Origin of the sequence: Streptomyces sp. cf386 (assembly GCF_900103585.1) — a bacterium.
Classification (GTDB): Bacteria; Actinomycetota; Actinomycetes; order Streptomycetales; family Streptomycetaceae; genus Streptomyces.
In genome coordinates, this window is record NZ_FNHV01000015.1 from 222,932 (window position 1) to 243,982 (window position 21,051).

Annotated in this window: 19 protein-coding genes; 5 read left to right on the forward strand and 14 right to left on the reverse strand. The window is 73.2% G+C overall.

Going from position 1 to position 21,051, the window contains the following annotated elements; genetic code table 11:
- Positions 1 to 20: 20 nt before the first annotated feature.
- Complete coding sequence (locus BLU79_RS33600; RefSeq protein WP_256333554.1) at positions 21 to 1,310, forward strand: sensor histidine kinase; 1,290 nt, start codon at positions 21 to 23, stop codon at positions 1,308 to 1,310.
- Here BLU79_RS33600 and BLU79_RS33605 read toward each other — a convergent pair.
- The 10 genes from BLU79_RS33605 to BLU79_RS33650 form a co-directional block, all read right to left on the reverse strand.
- Complete coding sequence (locus BLU79_RS33605) at positions 1,252 to 1,857, reverse strand: response regulator transcription factor (protein WP_093909751.1); 606 nt, start codon at positions 1,855 to 1,857, stop codon at positions 1,252 to 1,254. The two genes, BLU79_RS33600 and BLU79_RS33605, sit on opposite strands and share 59 nt — an antisense overlap.
- Positions 1,858 to 1,933: 76 nt before the next feature.
- Positions 1,934 to 2,749 carry a 4'-phosphopantetheinyl transferase family protein gene (locus tag BLU79_RS33610; protein ID WP_093909788.1) on the reverse strand — a complete coding sequence of 272 codons (816 nt, stop codon included), beginning with the start codon at positions 2,747 to 2,749 and terminating at the stop codon, positions 1,934 to 1,936.
- A gap of 46 nt (positions 2,750 to 2,795) precedes the next feature.
- Entirely contained in the window at positions 2,796 to 4,643 is a 1,848-nt protein-coding gene (locus tag BLU79_RS33615) for an acyl-CoA dehydrogenase family protein (RefSeq protein ID WP_107489323.1), read from the reverse strand.
- Entirely contained in the window at positions 4,640 to 5,557 is a 918-nt protein-coding gene (locus tag BLU79_RS33620; protein ID WP_093909752.1) for an SAM-dependent methyltransferase, read from the reverse strand. Before BLU79_RS33620 ends, BLU79_RS33615 begins: the two co-directional genes overlap by 4 nt.
- 122 nt (positions 5,558 to 5,679) lie before the next feature.
- Positions 5,680 to 6,858: a nucleotide disphospho-sugar-binding domain-containing protein gene (locus BLU79_RS33625; RefSeq protein WP_177001276.1), complete on the reverse strand. Its 1,179-nt coding sequence runs from the start codon at positions 6,856 to 6,858 to the stop codon at positions 5,680 to 5,682.
- 113 nt (positions 6,859 to 6,971) lie between these two features.
- Complete coding sequence (locus BLU79_RS33630; protein WP_256333555.1) at positions 6,972 to 8,390, reverse strand: DHA2 family efflux MFS transporter permease subunit; 1,419 nt, start codon at positions 8,388 to 8,390, stop codon at positions 6,972 to 6,974.
- A 144-nt stretch (positions 8,391 to 8,534) separates the two neighbouring features.
- Entirely contained in the window at positions 8,535 to 9,506 is a 972-nt protein-coding gene (locus BLU79_RS33635; protein ID WP_093909754.1) for a quinone oxidoreductase family protein, read from the reverse strand.
- A 68-nt stretch (positions 9,507 to 9,574) separates the two neighbouring features.
- Complete coding sequence (locus tag BLU79_RS33640) at positions 9,575 to 10,633, reverse strand: NAD-dependent epimerase/dehydratase family protein (RefSeq protein WP_093909755.1); 1,059 nt, start codon at positions 10,631 to 10,633, stop codon at positions 9,575 to 9,577.
- A gap of 78 nt (positions 10,634 to 10,711) precedes the next feature.
- Positions 10,712 to 11,599, reverse strand: a complete 888-nt coding sequence (mca, locus tag BLU79_RS33645) for a mycothiol conjugate amidase Mca (protein ID WP_256333556.1) — start codon at positions 11,597 to 11,599, stop codon at positions 10,712 to 10,714.
- Between the two features lie 75 nt (positions 11,600 to 11,674).
- Positions 11,675 to 13,111, reverse strand: a complete 1,437-nt coding sequence (locus BLU79_RS33650) for an MDR family MFS transporter (protein WP_256333557.1) — start codon at positions 13,109 to 13,111, stop codon at positions 11,675 to 11,677.
- A 114-nt stretch (positions 13,112 to 13,225) separates the two neighbouring features.
- Between BLU79_RS33650 and BLU79_RS33655 the strand changes: the two genes are divergently transcribed.
- On the forward strand, positions 13,226 to 13,870 hold the full coding sequence (locus BLU79_RS33655) for a TetR/AcrR family transcriptional regulator (protein WP_093909792.1): 645 nt from the start codon (positions 13,226 to 13,228) through the stop codon (positions 13,868 to 13,870).
- Here the strand turns inward: BLU79_RS33655 and BLU79_RS33660 are convergent.
- Entirely contained in the window at positions 13,849 to 14,721 is an 873-nt protein-coding gene (locus tag BLU79_RS33660) for an SRPBCC family protein (protein ID WP_093909756.1), read from the reverse strand. The genes BLU79_RS33655 and BLU79_RS33660 overlap by 22 nt on opposite strands.
- 139 nt (positions 14,722 to 14,860) lie before the next feature.
- Here BLU79_RS33660 and BLU79_RS33665 point away from each other — a divergent pair, with 139 nt between their 5' ends.
- The 3 genes from BLU79_RS33665 (at position 14,861) to BLU79_RS33675 (ending at position 18,575) form a co-directional block, all read left to right on the forward strand.
- Positions 14,861 to 15,907 carry a class I SAM-dependent methyltransferase gene (locus tag BLU79_RS33665; RefSeq protein ID WP_093909757.1) on the forward strand — a complete coding sequence of 349 codons (1,047 nt, stop codon included), beginning with the start codon at positions 14,861 to 14,863 and terminating at the stop codon, positions 15,905 to 15,907.
- A 13-nt stretch (positions 15,908 to 15,920) separates the two neighbouring features.
- Positions 15,921 to 16,925 carry an aldo/keto reductase family protein gene (locus BLU79_RS33670; protein WP_093909758.1) on the forward strand — a complete coding sequence of 335 codons (1,005 nt, stop codon included), beginning with the start codon at positions 15,921 to 15,923 and terminating at the stop codon, positions 16,923 to 16,925.
- 81 nt (positions 16,926 to 17,006) lie between these two features.
- Positions 17,007 to 18,575 carry an FAD-dependent oxidoreductase gene (locus BLU79_RS33675; RefSeq protein ID WP_093909759.1) on the forward strand — a complete coding sequence of 523 codons (1,569 nt, stop codon included), beginning with the start codon at positions 17,007 to 17,009 and terminating at the stop codon, positions 18,573 to 18,575.
- A 129-nt stretch (positions 18,576 to 18,704) separates the two neighbouring features.
- On the opposite strand, the gene BLU79_RS33680 is transcribed toward BLU79_RS33675, so the two are convergent.
- The 3 genes from BLU79_RS33680 to BLU79_RS33690 all read right to left on the reverse strand — a co-directional run bounded on the left by BLU79_RS33680 (position 18,705) and on the right by BLU79_RS33690 (position 20,970).
- Complete coding sequence (locus tag BLU79_RS33680; protein WP_093909760.1) at positions 18,705 to 19,382, reverse strand: hemerythrin domain-containing protein; 678 nt, start codon at positions 19,380 to 19,382, stop codon at positions 18,705 to 18,707.
- Positions 19,383 to 19,447: 65 nt separating this feature from the next.
- Entirely contained in the window at positions 19,448 to 20,131 is a 684-nt protein-coding gene (locus BLU79_RS33685) for a class I SAM-dependent methyltransferase (RefSeq protein WP_256333558.1), read from the reverse strand.
- A gap of 83 nt (positions 20,132 to 20,214) precedes the next feature.
- Positions 20,215 to 20,970, reverse strand: a complete 756-nt coding sequence (locus tag BLU79_RS33690) for an SDR family NAD(P)-dependent oxidoreductase (RefSeq protein ID WP_256333559.1) — start codon at positions 20,968 to 20,970, stop codon at positions 20,215 to 20,217.
- Between the last annotated feature and the right edge of the window lie 81 nt (positions 20,971 to 21,051).

Below are 21,051 nucleotides of genomic sequence, written 5' to 3' on the forward strand. Positions count from 1 at the left end.
CGTAGGGATTTGGGGGACTGATGAGCATGCCTTCCGAGCGGGTCAGCCATGACTCCTTGTCCGCGGAGGAATCCCCTCCGGGGGCGAGACCAGCCGGCCGGCAACGGGCGACCGACATGGCGCCCCGGCTGGCGACGACCATCACGCTCGTGGTGCTCCTCGGCTTCGCCGCCGTGGCCCTCTCCTACATCCCGGAGTCGTCGTACTCGACGACCGGACTGGTCGAGTTCACCGGCACGTTGGCGCTGCTGTGCACCTTGCAGCTGTGCCATTCGTTTCCGCATCTGATCGAGCGGCTGGTGCCGTACCGGTACTGGACACTGGCGGCGCAGACCCTGCTCACCTTCCTGCCGTTCGCCTTCTTCCATGCCGCCTGGCTGGGGATGCCGGGGCTGCTGAGCGCGTCCATGCTGCTGGTGCTGCCGCGGGTGTTCGCCTGGCCGGCCTTCGGGGCGGTCGCGGCGCTGACGGGCCTGATCCAGTTCGCGGTCGGCTACCGGTACGAACAGTTCGCGTACAACGTTGTCGCCACCTGCCTGACCGGGCTCGTGCTGTACGCGCTCAGCCGGCTCACGGAGCTGGTGCGCGAGGTGCAGTCCGCGCGCAGCGAGCTGGCCCATCTGGCGGTCACGCAGGAACGTTTGCGCTTCGCCCGCGACCTGCACGATCTGCTCGGCTACAGCCTGTCGACCATCACGCTCAAGTGCGAACTGACGCTCCGCCTGATGGACCCCCAGCCCGACCGGGCCGAGCGCGAGCTGCGGGAGGTGCTGCAGACCGCCCGGCAGGCGCTGAGCGACGTGCGGTCGGTGGCCAGCGGCTACCGGCAGATGAATCTCGTCCCGGAGATCGCCGCCGCCGAGTCGATGCTGAACGACCTGGGGATACGGACCACGGTACGGCTGGAGGAGGCGGCCCTGCCGCTGGCCACCGACACCGTGCTGGCCACGGTGCTGCGGGAGGGCATCACGAACATGCTGCGCCACAGCAAGGCGCAGCAGTGCGTGATGGAGACCACCCGTCAGGGCCCGGACCTGCGTCTGCGCATCGCCAACGACGGTGTGGGGACGGCCACCTCCCTGCTCACCGCCGGGGAGCGCGAGGCCGGGGGCAGCGGGCTGAGCAACCTCCGGACCCGGGTGGCCGCCCAGGGCGGACGGCTCACCGTGGGCGTGCCCGCCGAGGGGTGGTTCGAGCTGGTCGCCACGGTTCCCCTGGAGGCGGTGGAGTCCGGCCCGGTGCCCCGTCCGGTCACAGCCAGCCCGATTCCCGCGCGATCCGGATCGCGTCCACGCGATTACGTGCGTTGAGCTTGGTCACGATCGCCGTCAGATAGTTGCGGACGGTCCCCGCGGACAGAAACAGCTTCCGGGCTATGTCCGCTATGTCGTCACCGTCCGCCGCCAGCCGCAGCACCTGCCCCTCGCGCGGTGTCAGCGGGCTCTCCGCGGCCTGCAGCGTGGCGACGGCCAGGTGCGGGTCGATGACCTGCTGTCCGGCGGCCACCGAACGGATCGCGTCGGCCAGTTGGGCCGGGTCGTGGTCCTTCAGCAGAAACCCGCTGACGTGCGCCTCCAGGGCCCGGCGCAGGTTTCCGGGCCGGCCCAGGCTGGTGAGGATGACGGTTCTGCACTCGGGCAGTTCCTCATGGAGCCGGGCCGCGGCGCGAATGCCGTCGATACCGGGCAGGTCTATGTCCAGGACGGCGATGTTCGGCCGCACCTCCAGCGCCTTGGGCACGATGTCGTCCCCCGAGTCCACCTCGGCCACGACATCGATGTCCTCTTCCAGCTCCAGCAGCGACACCAGTGCGCGCCGGAGCATGAGCATGTCCTCGGCAAGCAGAACCCTAAGCATGCGTCCCCCGTTCGTCCGCTTCCAGCCGCCGATCCTAACCGTCCGCATGTGCGAGTGCCGGGGACTAAATCGGGCGCTACGGGGACCAGTCCGCCACGGCCGCCATGAACCTCTCGTCGAGCATGCTGTCCACATGGATGTCCGGATCCGGATCGAGACCGGCGTCATGGCCCGCCACGCTCAGCAGCCAGCGGCCGAAGACGGTGAAGGTGGCGAACGCCCACTCCCCGCGCTCTCCGCGCGAACCCTGGGGCGTGCGCAGCCCACCGCGGCCGTCCGGGCCGAACCCGAACTGGGTGAACCCCAGCCGCATGCCCTGCCCGAGCGCCTTCGTGTACGCCTCCTTCAACGTCCACAGACGGCGAAGTTCCCGCTCCCGGACGTCGGTGGGCAGCCCCGCCAGCGCCGTCCGCTCGTCCGGTGTGCACACCAGGTGCTCCACGTCCCGGTGGAGCGTCCGCCCGAGCGGCTCGACGTCGACGCCGATGCGGCCGCGTCGGTTCAGTCCGACGGCGATCACCTCTTCGGTGTGCGTCAGGCTGATCTCCAGCTGGTCGAAGCCACGCAGATACGGGCGTCCGCCGGGGCGGTAGGCCAGTTCGAGGGACTCGGGCGTGGTGCCGAGCGCGGCACCCGCGGCGTACTTGACGATCATCCGCGAGGCCGCGAAGCGGGACCGCACCGTGGGCTCCGGGGTGCGGACGAAACGGTCCCAGTCCCGGCCCAGCAGCGAGCGCAACGCCGGGTCGTCCTGCACGGCGGGCAGCCACTGCGGCCAGGTCGCGCAGACGACGGCGATGCCGCGTCCCGCCACGAGGGAGCGGACGTCGTCCCAGGGCCCCTGCGGGCCCACCGCGTGTACCGGATCGCCGATCCGGTCGTCGTACGTCATGTTCGTGCCCTTCTCCACCACACGGCGGCGCGGACGCCGGCGACGCTCACCGAGCCGCGTCCGCCAGCACGTCGCCGTGCAGGTCGTAGCCGCGTCCCCGGGCGAAGCGGGACAGCACCTCGTCGAGCATCCTCGGCACGCACTCCGGCGGCAGTTCGGGGACCGGCAGCCCGAGCCTGCGCACCAGCCTGCCGAGGCAGAGGACCGGCCACTCGGCGCCGGCGAGGAACGGATCCCGCCCGTCCTGCCGTTCCCACACCCCCAGGCAGGCCGCCGCGGCGAGCAGCAGCGCATAGCGGTCCACCGCGGCGAGTGCCTCGGGGCCGGGCGGGGCGCCGCGGTCGAAGGCGGGCCGGGTGCGGAACTGCTCGCGCAGCACGAGCAGTTCGCGGGCGCAGCTGTCGGCCAGCTCGCCCAGGGCCCGCCCGGTCGGGCCCGCCGGGGCAGCTCCCTCGGCGAGCCTGGCCGCCGCTCCCCGCAGGGTCGCGGCCAGGGCGTCATGGCCGCCCGCGGGCCGCAACGCCGTGAAGTCCAGCGGGGGCAGGGACACCTCCGGGGCGAACAGGGCGGCGGGCGGCTCGTTCGACAGGGTCCAGGTCCGCGCGGCACCGCGCAGTTGCGGCATGATCACCGCCTGGCACGCCGCCGTACCCGCGTGGCCGAGCCCGGCCATCGGCAGGTCCCGGACGAGTTTCTCGAAGCCGCCGAAGTCGCCGCCGCGGTGGTAGCCGCGCGCGCCGAGCACACCGGACAGCTCCTCCACGGCCTCCCGCAGCAGATCGGGGACCAGGTACTTCACCACGGCGGCCAGCACACTGGAGCCGTCCGGCACGAGGTGCAGCGTCCGAAGCCCGGCGCGGATCAGGCAGTCCGCGGTGAGCAGGTCGGCGAGGACACCCGTAAGCGGGGTGTGGAGGCGGCGTGCGAGCGACCCGCTACGACCGGCGGTCGCCGCCCGGACCGCCATGCGCAGCGCGGTGTCCACCCCCGCGTGCACGGCCGCCGGGACGAGGCAGCGGTTCAGCTGGAAGGCCCGCAGCGCCAGCTCCACCCCGGCGCCCGGCTCGCCGACGAGGGTGTCCGCGCCCACCTCGCAGCCGGTGAACTCCACTCCGGTGTACGAGCATCCGCGCATCCCGTGGGTGAGCCGACGGGGCAGCCGGGACCAGCGGTCGGCCGGGAGCGCGTCGGGCTCCAGCAGCAGCACGGAGTGGCTGCGCGGGCCGGGTGCGGGTTCGGTGCGGGCGTAGACGACGAGTGCGCCCGCGCGGTCCGCGTTGAGTACGGCCTCCTTCGCGCCGGTCAGGGAGAACCCGGCCGGGACTCGGGTGGCGCGTACCTCGTCGCGGTAGATGACGTTGGAGTGCGCCAGGGAGTGGTGGGCGATCGCCGCGCGGCCACCGCCGAGCAGCAGCCGCGCGGCGTCGGCGCGCTGTCTGTCGCTGCCCGCCGTCCACACCGCCCCGGCGGCGAACAGCGAGGGCAGTCCGAGGCCGAAGCCCAGGGCGAGATCGCGGCGGAAGACCGGACGCAGCACCCGCGCCAGGGTGTCGGCCCGGGCCAGCCGCCCGCCGTGCCGCACGGGCACGAACTCGGCGGTCAGCCCGGCCGAGACCAGCAGTTGCCCGGTCGGGCCGGGCGGCCGGCGCGCCTCGTCGGCGGCGAGCAGCGCTTCGAAGCCGTGCGGGTTGGCCGGGTCGCCCGGGTCGCCGAGCAGGCGTTCCAGCTCGGCGACCCGGGCGGACGCGGTGTCCCGGTCCGGTGCTCCGGGTGTCGTGTGCGCGGCGGACGCGGGCGGGCGGGCCGGCGTACCGACGACGGCCCGCCCGCAGCCCTGTGGCGCGGGCGCACGGCATGCCGAGGCGTCGGGGACACCGGACCGCACGTGGTTCATGCGCCGTCCTGCTCCCCGCCGCTCCAGTGGGCGGACAGGAACAGGGCACCGTCCCGGACGCTGCCGGGCACGGCCGGATCGAGCAGCGGCGGCACGGGACGGCCGTAGGCCACGGCGCAGTCCGCGGGGGCGTGCGCCTCCACCCGCCAGCCGGTCCGCCGCAGCCAGGACACCGGGGGCTCACCCGGGCCGCCCCTGACCAGCTGGTCGTATTCGAGGCCGGTCGAGTCCGCGGTGTCGGCGTGGTCGCCGCTCATCATGGCCGCGTCGATGTGGTCGGCGACCAGTCGGCTGCCGGGGGCGGACAGCGCGCTGATGTCGTCGAGCATGCGCTGGTTGTCGGCGGGGGTGAGGTAGTGCAGCAGTCCCTCGGTCAGCCAGACGGTGGGCCGGCTCGGGGCGAAGCCGGCGGCGCGCAGCGCGGCCGACCAGCCCTCCCGCAGGTCGAAGGAGACGGCGTGGCGCTCGCAGGCGGGCACGGCCCCGTCGGCCTTGAGCACGGCCTCCTTGAAGTCGATCAGCTCGGGCAGGTCCAGCTCGAACAGCCTGGTGCCCTCGGGCCAGTCGATGCGGAAGGCGCGGGTGTCGAGGCCCGCCGCGAGCAGCACGACCTGGTGGATGCCGTCGTCGGCCGCGGCGCGCAGGATGTCGTCCATCCACCGGGTGCGGATCGCGACGTAGTCCCCCATGGCCGTGAAGGGGTTGGCGAGCACGTCCTGCTCGTCCTGGGCGAGCGCCTCCTCGCCCGCCTGGATGTACGGTGCGTCCGCGCCCACCGCCTCGACGAACCGGGTCGCGAGGTCGTCGGTGAACAGCGGGTCGGCCCTGCGGCCCTCCTGGGCGCGCGTCCAGGCCGCGCCCAGCGCGGTCCAGCTGACCTCCGGCATGTCCACGGTGGTCCGGGTGTCATTCATGACTGGCCTTGCCTCTCTGGGTTCGGTGGTCCGGGTTCGGTGATCCGGGTTCGGTGATCCGGGTTCGGTGATGGGGAGTCGGGCGCGGTGCCGCCGCGCCGGGTCCGGCGCGTCGGTCGGGGTCAGCTCCGTACGAGGGCTTCCAGGTGGCGCACCACCTGGGCCGGGCCGGGCATGGCCGCCATCTCCTCGCGCAGGGCGGCCGCGCGCCGGGCGTAGGAGTCCTTGCCCAGCAGTTCGGTGAGGGCCGCGGCCAGGCGACCCGGCCGGGACCGCTCCTCGGGGTGGAGTCCGATGCCCGCGCCGGAGCGCTCGATCTGCTCGGCCCACAGGTTCTGGGGAGTGCCGGGTCCGCCGGGCACGACGACCTGGGGGACCCCGTGGGCGAGGGCCGTCATGGTCGTACCGGATCCGCCGTGCTGCACGAGTCCCTGACAGACCGGCAGCAGCGCGGTGAGCGGCACCCAGCCGGTCAGCCGTACGTTGCCGGGCAGCGGCCGGTCCTCGAAGGCGTCCGGTCGCGCCACCGTCATGACGACGTCGAGGTCGAGCTCGGCGAACTGCTCCAGCGTCTGCGAGCCGAGCTCGTCGATCGCGCCGGTGGTGACGCCTCCGGTGACACAGACGCGGGGGCGTTCCGACCGTTCCATGAGCCATCTCGGCACCTGGCCCGAGCCGTTGTAGGGCACGTATCTCATGGGGATACGGGGCACCGGGTGCGGGATGCGGAGGGCGGGCGGGGTGCAGTCGATCCAGGTGTCCGTGCCGATCCTCGGTCGGACGCCGTGGCGTTCGAAGATGCGGAGGTAGGCGGGCGGCACCTCGTCCTCGTGCAGGAAGTAGAGCCCGAGGGGCTGGCACCAGTTGTGGGCGACGGACGGCACACCGACCGCGGCCGCGGCGACGAGTCCGGCCACCGCGCCCACGTCGTGCACCACCAGGTCGGGCCGCCAGAACCGGGCGAACTCCACCAGGTCGTCGGCGAGCGCGTCGGCGAGCGCCAGGACCTGGTCGGCCCAGCTGAGCCGCCGCTCCTCGGGCCAGCCGAGCGGTCCGCTGGGCCAGTCGTCGGGCACCCGCGCGGCACGTTCCGCGGAGTCCGGCGCCGCCCAGCGGGCGAAGGTCTCGCCGGCGACCGCGTCACCTACCGGTACGGCGATCAGGCCGGCCCCGGTCACCTGGGCGAGGGACTGCGGCCGGGCCGCCACCCGTACCTCGTGCCCGGCGAGTTGGCTCGCCCAGGCGAGCGGAACCGTCCAGGGCACATGGGCGGGGCCGTGGGCGACGAACAGAATGCGCACGGGGTCACCTGCTTCGGGTCGGTCGGCGGAGTGGGTGCACTTCGGCTGGGGCGGTGTTCTTCGGCTGAGTCGGTGTACGGGGGCGACGGCGACGGGCGTCCCGAGGCCCGGGGTCAGCTGGTCTTGCGCTGCCGGCCGGGGAGGAACAGCGCCGGCACCACCGTGAGCACGCTGATCCCGAAGGCCCACCAGAAGGACGTACCGAAGGCCGGGGCCGGTGACTGGGCGGTGAGCTGGTGCTGGAGCACCATCGCCAGCGCCGCGGTGCCCACCGAACCGCCGATGCGGTGCAGCACGTTGGTGAGTCCGGCCGCCCGCGGGATCTCGTGCGGCTGGACGCTCTTGAACACCGCCGCCATGGCGGGCGTCATGGTCGCGCCGATGCCGACGCCCCGGACGAACAGACCGGCGGCGAGCAGGATCTCGCTCGGCTCGCCGCCCGCCTGCGTGTACGGCAGGGTCCCGGCCAGGGCGAGGGCGATGCCGACCAGCACGATGGGCCGCGGTCCGCCGATGCGGTCGGCGAGCCGGCCCGCGAACATCATGGACACGGCGACGCCGAGGTCCTGTGGGATCAGCAGCAGACCGGCGTGCAACGCGTCCTGCCCGCGCACCTGCTGGTAGTAGAGCGGCAGCATGAACATGGAGCTGAACAGGGCGGCGCCGAGCAGGAACGAGGTCGCCACGGAGACGCTGAAGTCGCGGCGCCGGAACAGGGTCAGGTCGAGCAGCGAGGTGCCGCTGTGGCGCAGCGCGTGGAGGACGTACCCGATGAGCAGGAGGGCACCCGCGATCACCGGGATCAGCACGCGGGGCGAGGTGGGACCGGCGTCACCCGCGGCCTCGGAGAGGCCGTACATCAGCGCCGCCACGCTCGGGCAGGCCAGGAGGAGGCCGACCAGGTCCAGCCGGTGGCCTGCCTGGGGCCGGGAGCTCGGCAGGACCTTGGCGGCGAGGACGAGGGTGAGGATGCCGACGGGCACGTTGATGTAGAAGATCCACGGCCAGCTGAAGGCGCCGATGACGAGACCGCCCAGCACCGGCCCGAGCACGGGGGCGAAGGTGAGCGGGACGACCAGCATGCTCATCACCCGGCCGAGCCGCTGCGGGCCGGCGGCCTGCGCGATCATCGACTGTCCGATGGGCTGGATCAGCCCGCCGCCGAGGCCCTGCAGCACCCGGAAGACGATCAGGGAGCCCGCCGACCAGGCGAGCCCGCACAGCATCGAGCCGACCACGAAGCAGCCGACCGAGGCCATCCACACCCGCTTGGCACCGAACCGTTCGGTGGCCCACCCGCTCAGCGGCGCCACCATGGCGAACGACAGCAGGTATCCGGTGCTCACCCACTGCAGGGTGGACAGCGGACTGCCGAAGTCCCGTTGGATGGCGTCGATGCCGACGCTGACGATGGTTCCGTCGAGTACGGCGACGATGGTGCCGAGGATGAGGACGACGCCCAGCTTGAGCAGAGCCGGATCGATGCGGTCACTGTTCTCCTGGTTTGGCGTGGTGCTCACGGACGCCGTCATGGGCTGCTTCCTTGCGCTGGTGAAGGCGGATGGGGGGAGGGAGGGCGTGGGGGGAATCGGACGTGGGGAGAGGGGCGGTGGCCGGGCGCAACGGGGGAATTGAGCGGCCGGCCACCGCCGTTCGGGGCCGGGCGGTCCGGTGCCTCAGGGGAGGAGGACGACCCGGCCGAGCTGGGTGCGGCTTTCCATGACCTCGTGGGCCTTGGCCGCCTCGGTGAGGGGAAGTTCGGTGTGGACCACGGCGCGCACCTGGCCGGACAGCACCATCTCGCTGACCTCGCGGGCGCCCTCCTCGATGGTCTTCAGATCACCGTCGAGGGCGGACATCGTGAAGTGGGTGACGTACCGGAGCCCGCTGACGTCGTTCATGGACACCGTCGGAAGTTCCTTGCCGCCGGCGGCGGAGCCGTAGAAGACCAGTCGCCCGCGCGGCTTGAGCAGCGCGACGCTCTTGGGCGTGATGTCCGCCCCGACGCTGTCGAGGACGACGTCGACGCCGCCGGCGATCTCGCGGACCTCGTCGTCCCAGCCCGGTCGGCTGTAGTCGACGCCCGCGTCGGCACCGAGCTCCTTGGCGAAGGCCAGCTTCGCCGGCGAGTTGGCGGCGGCGATGACGGTGCCCGCGCCGAGCGCCTTGACCATCTGCACCACCAGGTGGCCGATGGCCCCCGCCGCCGCGTGCACGAGGACGCTCTCCCCCGGCTGGAGCAGGGCGGCCTTGACGACCTCCAGGCCGACCTGGCCGGGCGAGGAGAGCATGGTGGCCTGCGCGGCGTCCATCTCGGCGGGCACGGGCACCAGGTCCCGGGCGCGGGCGAGGACGTAGTCGGCGTAGGAGTCCTTGAAGATGATGCTGGCGACGCGGGCGCCGAGCCGCACGCCGGTCACGTCGGGCCCGATGGCGTCGACGAAGCCGACGACGTCGCCGCCGGGTGACGCGGGCAGCGGGATGCTGCGGGCGTAGAAGATGCCCTGGCGTTCCTGCAGGCCCGCGAAGTTGACGCCGATCGCCTCGGCGCGCAGCCGCACCATGCCCGGTCCGGGCTCGGGCTTGTCGGTCTCCTCGGTCCGCAGGACCTCCGGCGGGCCGTACTCGTGGTAGCGGACGATACGCATGGAATTCTCTCTCTCGGGCGCGCCGCTCAGCGGCGACGTCGGATCGGGGCGGTGCACGGAGACGGCGCTCAACGGGCCGGGTGGGCGGCGAGCCAGCGGTCCTCGGCCTCGTAGTCGAAGAAGGAGAAGCCGGCGGGGTGGTGCGCCAGGCCGGGGAAGACGTCCCGCCAGTCCCGGTCGCGGATCGCGGCGAGCATCCGGTCGACCGTCTCGGGCAGGGACTCCAGGTAGCCGGTGACGGGCTTGTAGCCCAGTTCGCGTTCGGCCGCGCCGATGTCGAGCAGGAACGGGTTCGGCACGCCGTAGGGGTGGAAGCCCACCATGCTTTCGGCCGGACCCGGCATGCCCACGATCTCGGAGGTGACGCCGAGGACCTCGTCGACGGCTTCGGCGATCCGCCGGGCGGTCGGGACCTCGGGGTCGCCGATGTTCAGGACGCGGCGGCCCCCGGAGCCGGCGGCGAGCCTCGCCGCCTCGGCGATGTTGCTGATGTGCGCCGGGTGGAACCGGGTGGTGCCGCCGTGCGCGAGCAGGCGCACCGGGCGTCCGTCGAGGGCTCGTTTGGCGAACCACCACTCGGCGGGCTTGAGGCCGCCGGGGCCGTGCGGCATGCCGACGCGCAGCAGCGTGGCGGGCAGGGCCGCCTCACCGGCTTCCGGGGCTCGCAGCGCCTCGGTCTCCATGGCGCGCTTCTGCTCCAGGTAGCCCTCGGCGGCCGGGGCGACAACGGGCTGGCTCTCGTCGACGGGTTCCGGGAAGACCCCGAACCCCTGCGGCCCCATCATGGTGCCGAAGCCCCGGCCCTCCTCGTCCGTGTACAGGGCGGAGGTGGAGACGACCACGGCGGAGCCCACCAGCCCGGCCAGCGAGCGCAGTTGGCGCCCGTGCCCGGCGGTGTAGGCGATCACGTCGACCAGGGCGTCGCAGCCGGACCCGACGGCGGCCCGCAGCTGCGCGTCGTCGTCGCGGTCGGCCCGCACGGTGCGTACGCCCCACTGCGGATCCCACGCCTCGTCCCGGCCGCCGCGGCTGACGGCACGTACGCGCCAGCCGTCCTCCGCGAGGGCGCGCACCACGGCGGGCCCTATCTGGCCCGTGGCCCCGAGTACGACCGCGGTCCTTTCCATGTACCGGTCCTTCCGTCGTGTTCCGTGCGGCCAGCGTCGCGGCTGTCGATCGAGCCCGCCTGGAGCCCGGGTGGACGGTCAGCGCCCGTCGGCGGACACCCCCGCGAAGAGGTCGTCCTCGGGCAGCGCGGAGGGGACGTGGGAGGCGACGAGGTGGTAGTCCTCGGTGGGCCAGGCCGCGGCCTCCAGCTCCAGCGGGCAGGACAGTTCGGGGCCGTCCGGGTCGACCTGCGTCTCGTGGGCGAGGAGCGCCGCACGGCGGACGGGGAAGTACTCGGCGCACTCGACGCGGGTGGTCGCCTCCCAGGTCGGCCAGGCGTCGGGCCAGTTGTCCAGTACGGCGCGGGCCGGCGAGTCGAGTCCGGCCCCGGTCATGGCCTTGTCGATCGCCTCGAAGTACTCCTTGTTGAACGCGCAGGTGTAGTACAGCTTCTGCGGCTGCCACGCCTCGCCCGTGCCGGGATAGCGGGCGGCGTCGCCGGCGGCCTCGAAGGCCTCGACTGCCACCTGGTTGGTCTTGATGTGGTCGGGGTGGGGATAGCCGCCGTTCTCGTCGTAGGTGACGACGACGTGCGGCCGGAAGGCGCGGATGGCCTCCACCAGGGGGCGGGCGGCGGTCTGCAGGGGCTGGCGGGCGAAACACCCCTCGGGGAGCTCCTCGCCGTCCTTGGGCAGGCCGGAGTCGGTGAACCCGAGGAACTTCTGGTCGACGCCGAGGATCTCGCGGGCCCGGGCCATCTCGCGGCGGCGGCGCTCGGGGAGTTCGGCCCACACCTCGGGCCGGTCCAGGCGGGGGTTGAGCACGTCGCCGCGTTCACCGCCGGTCATGGTGCACACCAGGATCCCGGCGCCCTCGCGGGTGTACTTGACGAGCGTGGCGGCGCCCTTGCTGGACTCGTCGTCCGGGTGCGCGTGCACCGTCATCAGCCGCAGTCCCGTGCGGGTCGGTCGAGCGCTGGTGGTCATTGCTTCTCCTGTCGTGCGAAGTGCCGTGCGGGGGCGTCGAGTTCGGGGGGGGGGCCGGGGCGGTACGGCCGTGTGTCAGCCCTTGCCCGGCGCGTGCCGGGGGTACAGCGCGGCCGGGACCAGGGTGAGGGTGCTGAGGACCAGGGCCCACCAGAAGGTCTGGGCGTAGGCGTCCCGCACGCCCTGCGTCCCGTCGGCGGCGCCGGCCAGGGCCGTCTGCAGGATGACGGCGAGCACGGCGGTGCCGAGGGAGCCGCCGACGCGGTTCAGGACGGTGCGGGCACTGGTGGCGGCCGGGATCTGGCTGCGCTGCACGGAGGTGTAGGTGGCCGCGACGTTCGGCGGGGTGATCGCGCCGAGCCCGACTCCCCTGACGAACAGCGCGACGACGAGGACGGCGGTGCCCGGTCCCGTCCCGGTGAGGACGAAGGGCACGGTTCCGGCGACGGTGAGCAGGATGCCCGCGACGGCGACGGTCCGCGGCCCGTAGGTGTCGGTGATCCGGCCCGCGTACGGGGTGACCACGGCGGTGCCGAGCGCCTGCGGGGCCAGCATCAGCGCGGCCTCCAGCACGCTCAGGCCGCGCACCTGCACGAAGTACAGCGGCAGGAGCAGCATCGAGCTGTAGAGGGCGGCGCCGAGCAGGAAGGTGTTGACGGCGGCGAGGGTGAAGCCGCGTCCGGCGAAGAGCCTGAGGTCGACCAGCGGGGTGTTGCGGGTGCGCAGCGCGTGGACGACGTAGCCGGCGAGCAGGACGACGCCCAGGGCGAGCAGCGCGCTGTCGAGCGGGGCGAGGCCGCCGCCGTCGACCTGTGCGAGGGCGTAGACGAGCAGCGCGAGCCCGGGGGGAAGCAGGGACAGGCCGAGGCCGTCGGGCCGCAGGCCGCTGACCCGTTCGTCGTCGTCGCGGGGGACGATGCGGGCGGCGAGGACGAGGGTGACGAGGCCGACGGGCACGTTGACGTAGAACAGCCAGCGCCATTCGGCGGCGTGGACGATCAGGCCGCCGATGACCGGTCCGAGGATGGGCGCGAGGGCGACCGGCGCGGTGATGACGCCGACCAGCCGGCCGATCCGCTGCGGTCCGGCGATCCGGGCGATGACGGCCTGCGCGATGGGCTGCATGAGCCCTCCGGCCAGGCCCTGCAGGACCCGGAAGGCGATCAGGGAGCCGGGCGACCAGGCCGCCCCGCACAGCGCGGAGGCCCCGACGAAGAGGGCGACCGACAGCAGCCAGGTCCGCTTGCCGCCGAACCGGTCCACGAGCCAGCCGGACAGGGGCGCCACGAGGGCGACGGCCAGCAGGTATCCCGTGCTGACCCACTGGATGGCGGTCAGCGACGCGTCCAGTCCGTCGGCCATGGAGCCCACGCCGACGTTGACGATCGTCGTGTCGAGCTGCGCCAGGACGGCACCGAGGACCAGCACCAGGCCGATCCGCAGCAGCGCGGGGTCGAGACGGTCCTCGTTCTCGGTCGGGGCGACGGGACGGGGAGCGAGCGAGCGCTTCAAGAACCCTCCGGGACGGATGCGTTGGCGGACTGGACACCAAGAAACTTAGGTCGGACCATGTCTTATGTCAAACCTAAATTTAGCCTGGATCAAAGGATGGCTACCATGGGCCGCATGCAGGGATCGGGAACGGGACTGCGCGAGCGCAAGAAGCAGCAGACACGGGAGCGGCTGGCCCATGTGGCGACGCTGCTGTTCATCGAGCGGGGCTTCGACAACGTGACGATCAGCGACATCGCCGAGGCCGTGGGTGTCTCGAAGATGACCGTCACCAACTACTTCCCGCTCAAGGAGGACCTCGTCTTCGACGCCCACGACCTCGCCGTCGACAGCCTGGCGAGGACGGTGCGCGAGCGGGTGACGGGCGAGTCCGCCTGCCACGCGCTGCACCGGGTGTACGTCGCCGGACTGGGCGGCGCCGACCCGGTGCTCACCGGCCACGCCTCGCACGGCTTCGCCCGGCTGGTGCACGACAGCGCCCGGCTGCGGGCACGTGAGCGCGAGATCGACGAGCAGCGCGAGCAGGCGCTCACCGCGGCCCTCGCCACCGCCACGGGCACCGCCGACGACGACCTCGCACCCCGCCTCGCCGCAGCCCAACTGGCCGCCGCCCACCGGGTGGTGTTCCAACGGGTCCGCCGCATGGTGCGCGACGAGGCCCCCGCCGCCGAGGTGGACGGCGCCGCAGCCGTGGCCGCCCGCCAGGCCTTCGCCCAGCTGGAGCCGGCGCTCGGCGGTTACGCGGTGCGCGGGGCCTGAGCCGCCTCCGTCAGCCGGAGCAGCGCCCGGTTCACCACCGCCGGCAGCCGGCGGCCGAGAGCGGCGGGGGACGGCCCGGTCTCGGCCGCCGTCACCGCGGCCGAGAGGGTCACTTGAACGCCTTCCGGTGCCTGGCCGAGGTCCAGCCGGGCGGTGACCGCCCCCAGCCGATCGTCGGGGCCCGGCACCCGCTTGAGCACCAGGGCCCGGTCGGCCACCCTGGCCACCGCCCAGCCGGCGCCGTGCGCGTCGACGGCGTCGGCGAGCCGCTCGTGGACGTCGGCCGCGCTCGCGCCCGGCACCAGGGCCCGGGCGCTCGCCCGCACGGTGCGGCCGGTGAGCCGTCCGTGCGACTCGGCGACCTCCCTCAGCTGGGCGAGCTGCGCCGGCCCGCCGCGGTCGATGTCCGCGACGGCACGCTCGGCCTCCGTGGCCGACGTGCCGTCGGCGAAGGAGAGCGTGTGCTCCAGACGCACCGTCGTCAGGCCGCCCGCCCCTGACCCATCGGATACCCCCTCCTGCGCGGTGAAGGTCCACTCGCCGCGCATCCCGGCCAGCGGCGGGCGCCCGCCCGCGTGCTCGAACACGATCCGGCGGGCCTCCCCGTCGACGACGCGGCCCGCCGTCCAGTGGCGCACCGCTCCCCCGGGAAGGAGCACCCATCGCTCGACGGACTCCCGCCCGTCGTCGCCGACGGCCACCTCGGCGTGCAGATGCGTGGCGAAGAACTGTGGCGCGCGCTCCACCTGAGCGACGAGGTCGAAGCAGAGTCCGGCCGGCGCGGCGACGGCCGCGGTGTGCACCACGGTCCGCGGCGCGACCCCGGCCGCTTCGGTCACAGGTGCCGTCATGATGCGTTCCTCTCGCTGGACTGCCGGTCACGAGTGACCCTCGCCCAGCTCCCTCGACGACCGATCGAGGCCGCTTCGAGCGCGAGACCACAGCCTGTCCGGGTCCATCCCGTACCGCAGCGAGAGGAGCGACCCGCTCATGGCCGCCGTGCCACCGACTCCCGGGCCCCTCACCCGTCAGACCATCCTGGAAACCCTCCTGGCCTTCAAACGGACCAGCGTGCTGCGCACGGCCATCGAGTTGCGGGTCTTCGACGCGCTCGCCGCCGGGCCGCGCGACGCGGAACACGTCGCCCGCGCGGTCGGAGCGCCGGCCCGTGCCGTGCGCGTCCTGCTCACCGCGCTGGCCTCCGCCGGACTCGTCACCGAGCACGGAGCCCCCGAGCACGAGGAGTTCGGGCTCGTCGAGGGCGGCGACCGGCTGCTGGTCACCTCCAGCCCCGAGTACGCCGGAGACGCCGTCACCGTCGCCGCCTCCCAGTTGGAGTGGGAGACGATGGGCACCCTGACCGAGACCGTCCGAGCGGGCGGCACCCTGCTGGACCGGGACGCGAGCGACCCGGACTTCACCTACTGGCAGGACTTCGCCGCCCACGGCACCTTCGCCACCCGGCCGGTGGCGGCCGGCCTCTCGACCGCGCTGGGCACCTGGGCCGACGGACGGGAGAGCATCCGGCTGCTCGACGTCGGCTGCGGGCACGCGCTGTTCGGCCTGACCTTCGCCGAGGCCTTCCCGCAGACCAGTGTGGTCGGCCTCGACTGGCCCGGTGTCCTGCCGCATGCCCGCAAGAACGCCGAGGCGATGGGGCTGGCGGAGCGGACCACCGTGCTTCCCGGCGACGCCTTCACCGCCGACCTCGACGGCCCCTACGACCTGGTGGTGCTCGCCAACTTCCTGCCGCAGTACACGGAACAGGACGGCATACGCCTGCTGCGCCGCGTCGGAGCCGTACTGGCGCCCGGCGGCCGGGTGGTCGTCGCCGGGTTCACCGTGGGCGACCTGGATCCGGCACGCGAGTTCGGCGGCCGGATGCTGTCCCTGCTGCTGCTCGCCTGGACCCAGGGCGGCGAGGTGCCCGCGACCGAGGGCTACCTGAGGATGTTCCGGGCCGCCGGCTACGCCGAGCCGGAGGTGCACGACATCCCCGGTCTGCCCACCCGCCTGTTCGTCGCCCGGCAGGACTGAGGAGGAACGCCCCATGCAGTACGTATCCCTGGGCACCAGCGGCCTGATGGTCAGCCGGGTGTCGTTCGGCAACTCGCTCACCCACGGCAACCAGGTCGAGGACGAGACCGCACACCGGTGCGTGCACGCGGCCCTGGACGCCGGTATCACCACGTTCGACACCGCGGACGTCTACGCGGACGGGCGGGCCGAGGAGCTGCTCGGCAAGATCCTGGCCGGGCAGCGCCGGTCGGACCTGGTGCTGTGCACCAAGGTGGGCCGCTCGCGCCGGCCCGGCCCCAACGAGGGCCGGCTCTCCCGCAAGCACCTCCTCGACTCCGCCGAAGCCTCGCTGCGCCGCCTGGGCACCGACCACATCGACCTGTACCAGGCCCACCGTTGGGACGACGGGACCCCGCTGGAGGAGACGATGTCGGCCTTCGCCGATCTCGTGCACGGCGGCAAGGTGCGTTACGTCGGTGTCTCGGAGTGGACGGCCGAGCAGATCGCGGCCGGCGCGGCGCTCGCCCGCGAGCTGCGGATCCCGCTGGTCTCCAACCAGGCGCAGTACTCCCTGCTGTGGCGGGTCGTCGAGCAGGAGGTCATCCCCGCGTCCACCGCCGCCGGGGTGGGGCAGATGGTCTGGTCCCCGCTGGCCGGCGGCGTGCTCACCGGCAAGTACCGGCCGGGCCGGGCCGCCCCGGCGGGCAGCAGGGTCTCCGACGCCGAGGGCGGGGCCGTGTCCGTCAACCGCTGGAACTTCCTCGACGAGGGCGTCCTCGGCGCGGTCGCCGCCCTCGCGCCACTGGCCGAGGAGGCCGGCCTCTCGCTGCCGGAGCTGGCCCTGGCATGGGTGCTGCGCAACCCGGCCGTGTCCACCGCCGTCACCGGTGCCTCCCGCCCGGAGCAGCTCACCGCGAACCTCCGGGCTCTCGACGTACACCTGGATGACGAACTGGTGGACCGCGTCGAGGCGGTGCTGGCCCCGGTCGTGGTCCGTGATCCCGCGCTCGTGGGCCGGGCTCCCGGCCGCGCGTGAGGCCCGGCGGCCGGGAGCGGCGAACCGAAGGAAGCCGGGAGCCGAAAACACACAGAGCCCGACGAGCAGAGAGGGAGAAGCATGGCCGCACTCACCACGCAGGTCCTGGTCGTGGGGGGAGGGATCGTGGGCCTGTCCACCGCCGTGTTCCTGCGCGACCACGGAGTCGACGTCACGCTGGTGGAACGGCACCGGGACACCTCGTTCCTGCCCAAGGGCCGGAATCTGAACGCCCGCACCATGGAGCTCTATCTGGCCCACGGCGTATCCGAGGACATCCGGGCGGCGCCGCAGTCCGTCTTCGAGACGTTCGACGAGCGGCTGCGCGCCGTCACCCTGGCCGGAGAGGAGATCCTGCGCGAGGTCCGCCCCGCGCCGGAGACCCTGGAGGGGATCAGCCCCAGCGAGGCCGCGCTCGTCGACCAGAGCACCGTCGAACCGATCCTGCGCGCGCACGCGGTGCGGCGCGGGGCGGACGTGCGGTTCTTCACCGAGCTCGTCTCCCACGAGCACAGGGCCGACGGGCAGGGGATCCGCGCCGTCGTCGCCGACCGGGCGACCGGTGAACGGACCACCGTGTACGCGGACTTCCTCGTCGCGGCCGACGGGCACCGCTCCGCGACCAGGGACGACCTCGGCATCGGCCGACGCGTCATCGAGGAGCCCGTCCCCGTGGTCAGCGTCGTCTTCGAGGCCGACCTCACCGAGCCGCTGCGCGGCCGCCATGTCGCCCTGTGCTACCTGGACGAGCCGGAGCGCGGGACTCTGCTGACCCCGCTGGACACGCTGGAACGCTGGCTGCTGATCGTCCCGTACCACCCGGAACGCGGCGAGTCGCCGGACGACTTCACGGCCGAACGCTGTCTGCGGCTGTTCCGTGCCGCGGTCGGCGTCCCCGGTCTGCCGGCCCGTCCCCTGCCGGCCATCCCCGGCAGCGAGCGGCTCGCCCACTCCTGGGAGCTCACCGCATGGGTGGCCGACCGCTACCACGCGGGCAGGACCTTCCTCGTCGGCGACGCCGTGCACGTGGTGCCGCCGACCGGGGGCCTGGGCGCCAACACCGGTGTCCAGGACGCGCACAACCTGGCGTGGAAGCTCGCCGCGGTGCTGTCCGGGCGGGCGGGCGAGTCCCTGCTGGACACCTACGAGGCCGAACGGCGCCCGGTGGCGCTGCTGGCAGCCGAGTTCGCGACCCAGCGGCAGAGCGCCCGCACCGCGGGCCACAGCGACGACGAGGGGCCGATCGACATCCTGGCGGCCGTCATGGGCCACCGGTACCGCTCCCGCGCCGTACCGGACGCGGACCCCGGCGGTCCGGCCGCCCTGCACCCCAAGGACCTGGACGGCGCGCCCGGCACCCGCTTCCCGCACCGCGAAGTCACCGTCGACGGGCGCCCCGGGTCGACCGTCGAGCTGTTCCGCGACCGTCCGGTCCTGCTGACCGGGCCCGGCGGTGAGGCGTGGGAGCGGGCCGCACGGGTGCTCGGCCATGACGCGGCCGGCCTCAGGGTGATCAGCTGCGGCAACGAGGTGACCGACCGTGCCGTACTGGTACGGCCCGACGGCTTCGTCGCCTGGCGCTCACGGCCGGGTGACACCCCGTCGGCGGCACTGCTGCGGTCGGCGCTGGACGGGATGCTGCTGCGCTGAGCACGCGCACCTGGGCAGGAGGGCCCGGCCGGGGCAGAGTCCCGGCCGGGCCCTCCTGTCGTACGGACGCACACGAAAAGGGTGCCGGCACCTTCCCACGGTGCCGGCACCCTTCGTGTCGCAGGACGGTCACACCGCCGTGACCGGGGCCTGGGCCGGAAGCGAGGCGACCAGGCTGCGGTAGCGCGGCTCCCACTCGGTGAGAAACCTCTGCCGCACGGGTTCCGGCAGCCGTCCCAGCATCACCTGCCGCTGGGCGTCGTCAGCGCTGCCGACGACCATGGGCAGCTCGGTGGCCACGCTCTCCGGGGAGTGGTCGCGGGCGAGTGCCGCGCCGAGTTCGGCGAAGGCCTCCGCGGTCACGGTGGTCTCCAGGGCGGGCACCAGGGTGCGCTCCTCCAGGAGGAGGTGCTCCTCCAGTACGGCGGCGAACACGGTGACGGTCTCGCACAGGTCCCGCACGCGGGCCGGCCAGTCGGCCGCGGGAATGGCGGCGAGGTCGTTCAGGCCCGTGTCGATGCGCTCCAAGTGGCCGTCGAGTTCGGCGTGCTGGGACTCGATCTCCTCGACGGCGTCGGCCAGGCCGGGCGCCGCCGCGATGGCCACCGGCCACACGAGCCGGTCCTCGACCTCGTGGTGCCGGTTGAGGATGGTGGTGAACAGGCCCCACCACTGGCCGAGCCGCTGCAGGGCACCGGTGTCCCCGGCGTCGGCTGCGGCGAGCCGTTCGGCCAGCTCGGGAACGGTTTGGCGGATCAGGTCGTGCGTGAGCATGAAGCCGGTCATGTCGTTCTTGACGACGGCCACGGCAGGGCCCCTTTCTCGGTCGTGGGGAGGGCGGTCGGCGGATTCCCCGGTCGTGGGAGGGCGGTTCAGCCGACGGTGATGTCGAACAGCGCGATGGATCCGCGCACCGCGATCCGGTAGTCGTCGAAGCGGTCGGCGATCCCCGCCTCCAGGTCCTCCAGGGAGTCGTCGAGGTTGTTCAGCGGACCGTCGTCCTTGTTGAGGTTCTCCAGCGCCCGCGGCGCGAGCCGGCCGTGCCGCACACCCTTGGCGAGCACGGTCGAGCCGAAGATGCGCCCGCCGGGCGCCATGTACGGCCGTACCTGGTCGAGGACGGTCAGCTTGTGGGACATCCGGCCGGGCAGGCAGTGCAGCAGCATGTTGAGCGCGGCGGAGTCGAAGCGGGTGTCCTCGCCCAGGTCGAGCGGCTGGAGCACATCGCGCTTGACGAGCCGTGGCCTCAGGTGCGCCACCCGGCCGCCGGCCCTGCGCAGGACACCCTCGTTGAGGTCGGCGAGCACCAGTTCGGGGGTCAGGGTGGGGAAGGTCGCGCGCTCCAGGAACCATCCGGTGCCGGGACCGAGATCCAGGTGCCGGGCGCCCGCGGACCGGTTGTACTGGCGCAGCATCTCGTCGCGCGGGCAGCCCCACACCACCGGGCATACGAACCCCAGCACCCAGGTGTCGTAGGTCGACAGGATGCGGCTGGTGTACGGCGCGGCGCCGGCGAGCACTTCCTCGCGAAGGGGGGCGGACGGTGCGGTGGTCATGATCGTGCCTTTCGTCTGTTCTGCTGATTCGGGCGGAATCCGGAGAACCGGAGAAGCGGGTGAGGTCTTGGTCCCGGGGCGGTTCAGCGGCCTCCGGAGACGGTGACGACCTGGCCGGTGGTGTTGCCGTTGGCTCCCGAGCCCAGGTACAGCGCTGCCGCCGCGATGTCCTCGGGCGAGCTGAGCCGCCCCGTGGGCGTCTGCCGGAGCTCGCGCTCGCGGAGGTGTTCGGGCAGCCCGTGCAGCACCCGCTCGGTGGCGGTCAGGCCGGGGCAGACGACGTTCACCAGGACGCCGTCCGGGCCGACGTCCCAGGCCAGGTTGCGGGCGAAGCCGTGCAGTGCCGACTTCGCGGCGCCGTAGAACTCCTGCCCCCGGTGGCCGTCGAGCGCGACGTGCGAGGAGATCAGCACGATCCGGCCCCAGGAGCGCTCTCGCATGCCGGGCACCGCGAGTTGCACGGTGCGCAGGGTCGGGGCCAGGTTGTCGTCGAGGAACGACAGCCAGTCGCCCGGTGCCACGTCCTCGAAGTGCTCGCCCGGCGGTCGCCGTGGTGCCCAGCGCACCGCGTTGGCGACCAGCACGTCGATGCCGCCCCAGCGCCGGGTCACCGTGTCCACGGCCGACTCGACGGTCTCGGGCTCGGCGAGCGAGTAGCGGACCGCCATCGCCAGGTCCCGCTCGGCGCCCAGTTCCCGGGCCAGTCGTTCACCGGTGTCGCTGTTGCTGCGGTACGTCAGGGCGACCCGGGCGCCTTCGGCCGCGTAGGCCCGGGCGATGGCCGCTCCTATGCCGGAGGACGCCCCCGTGACCAGCACGGTGCGGTCCTTCAGTCCCATGTCCATGAATGTGTTCGCCTCCGTGCCGGGCCACCGGCGGCCGGCCCGTGCGAGCCGGACCGCCGGTGGTCGTGGTCGCCG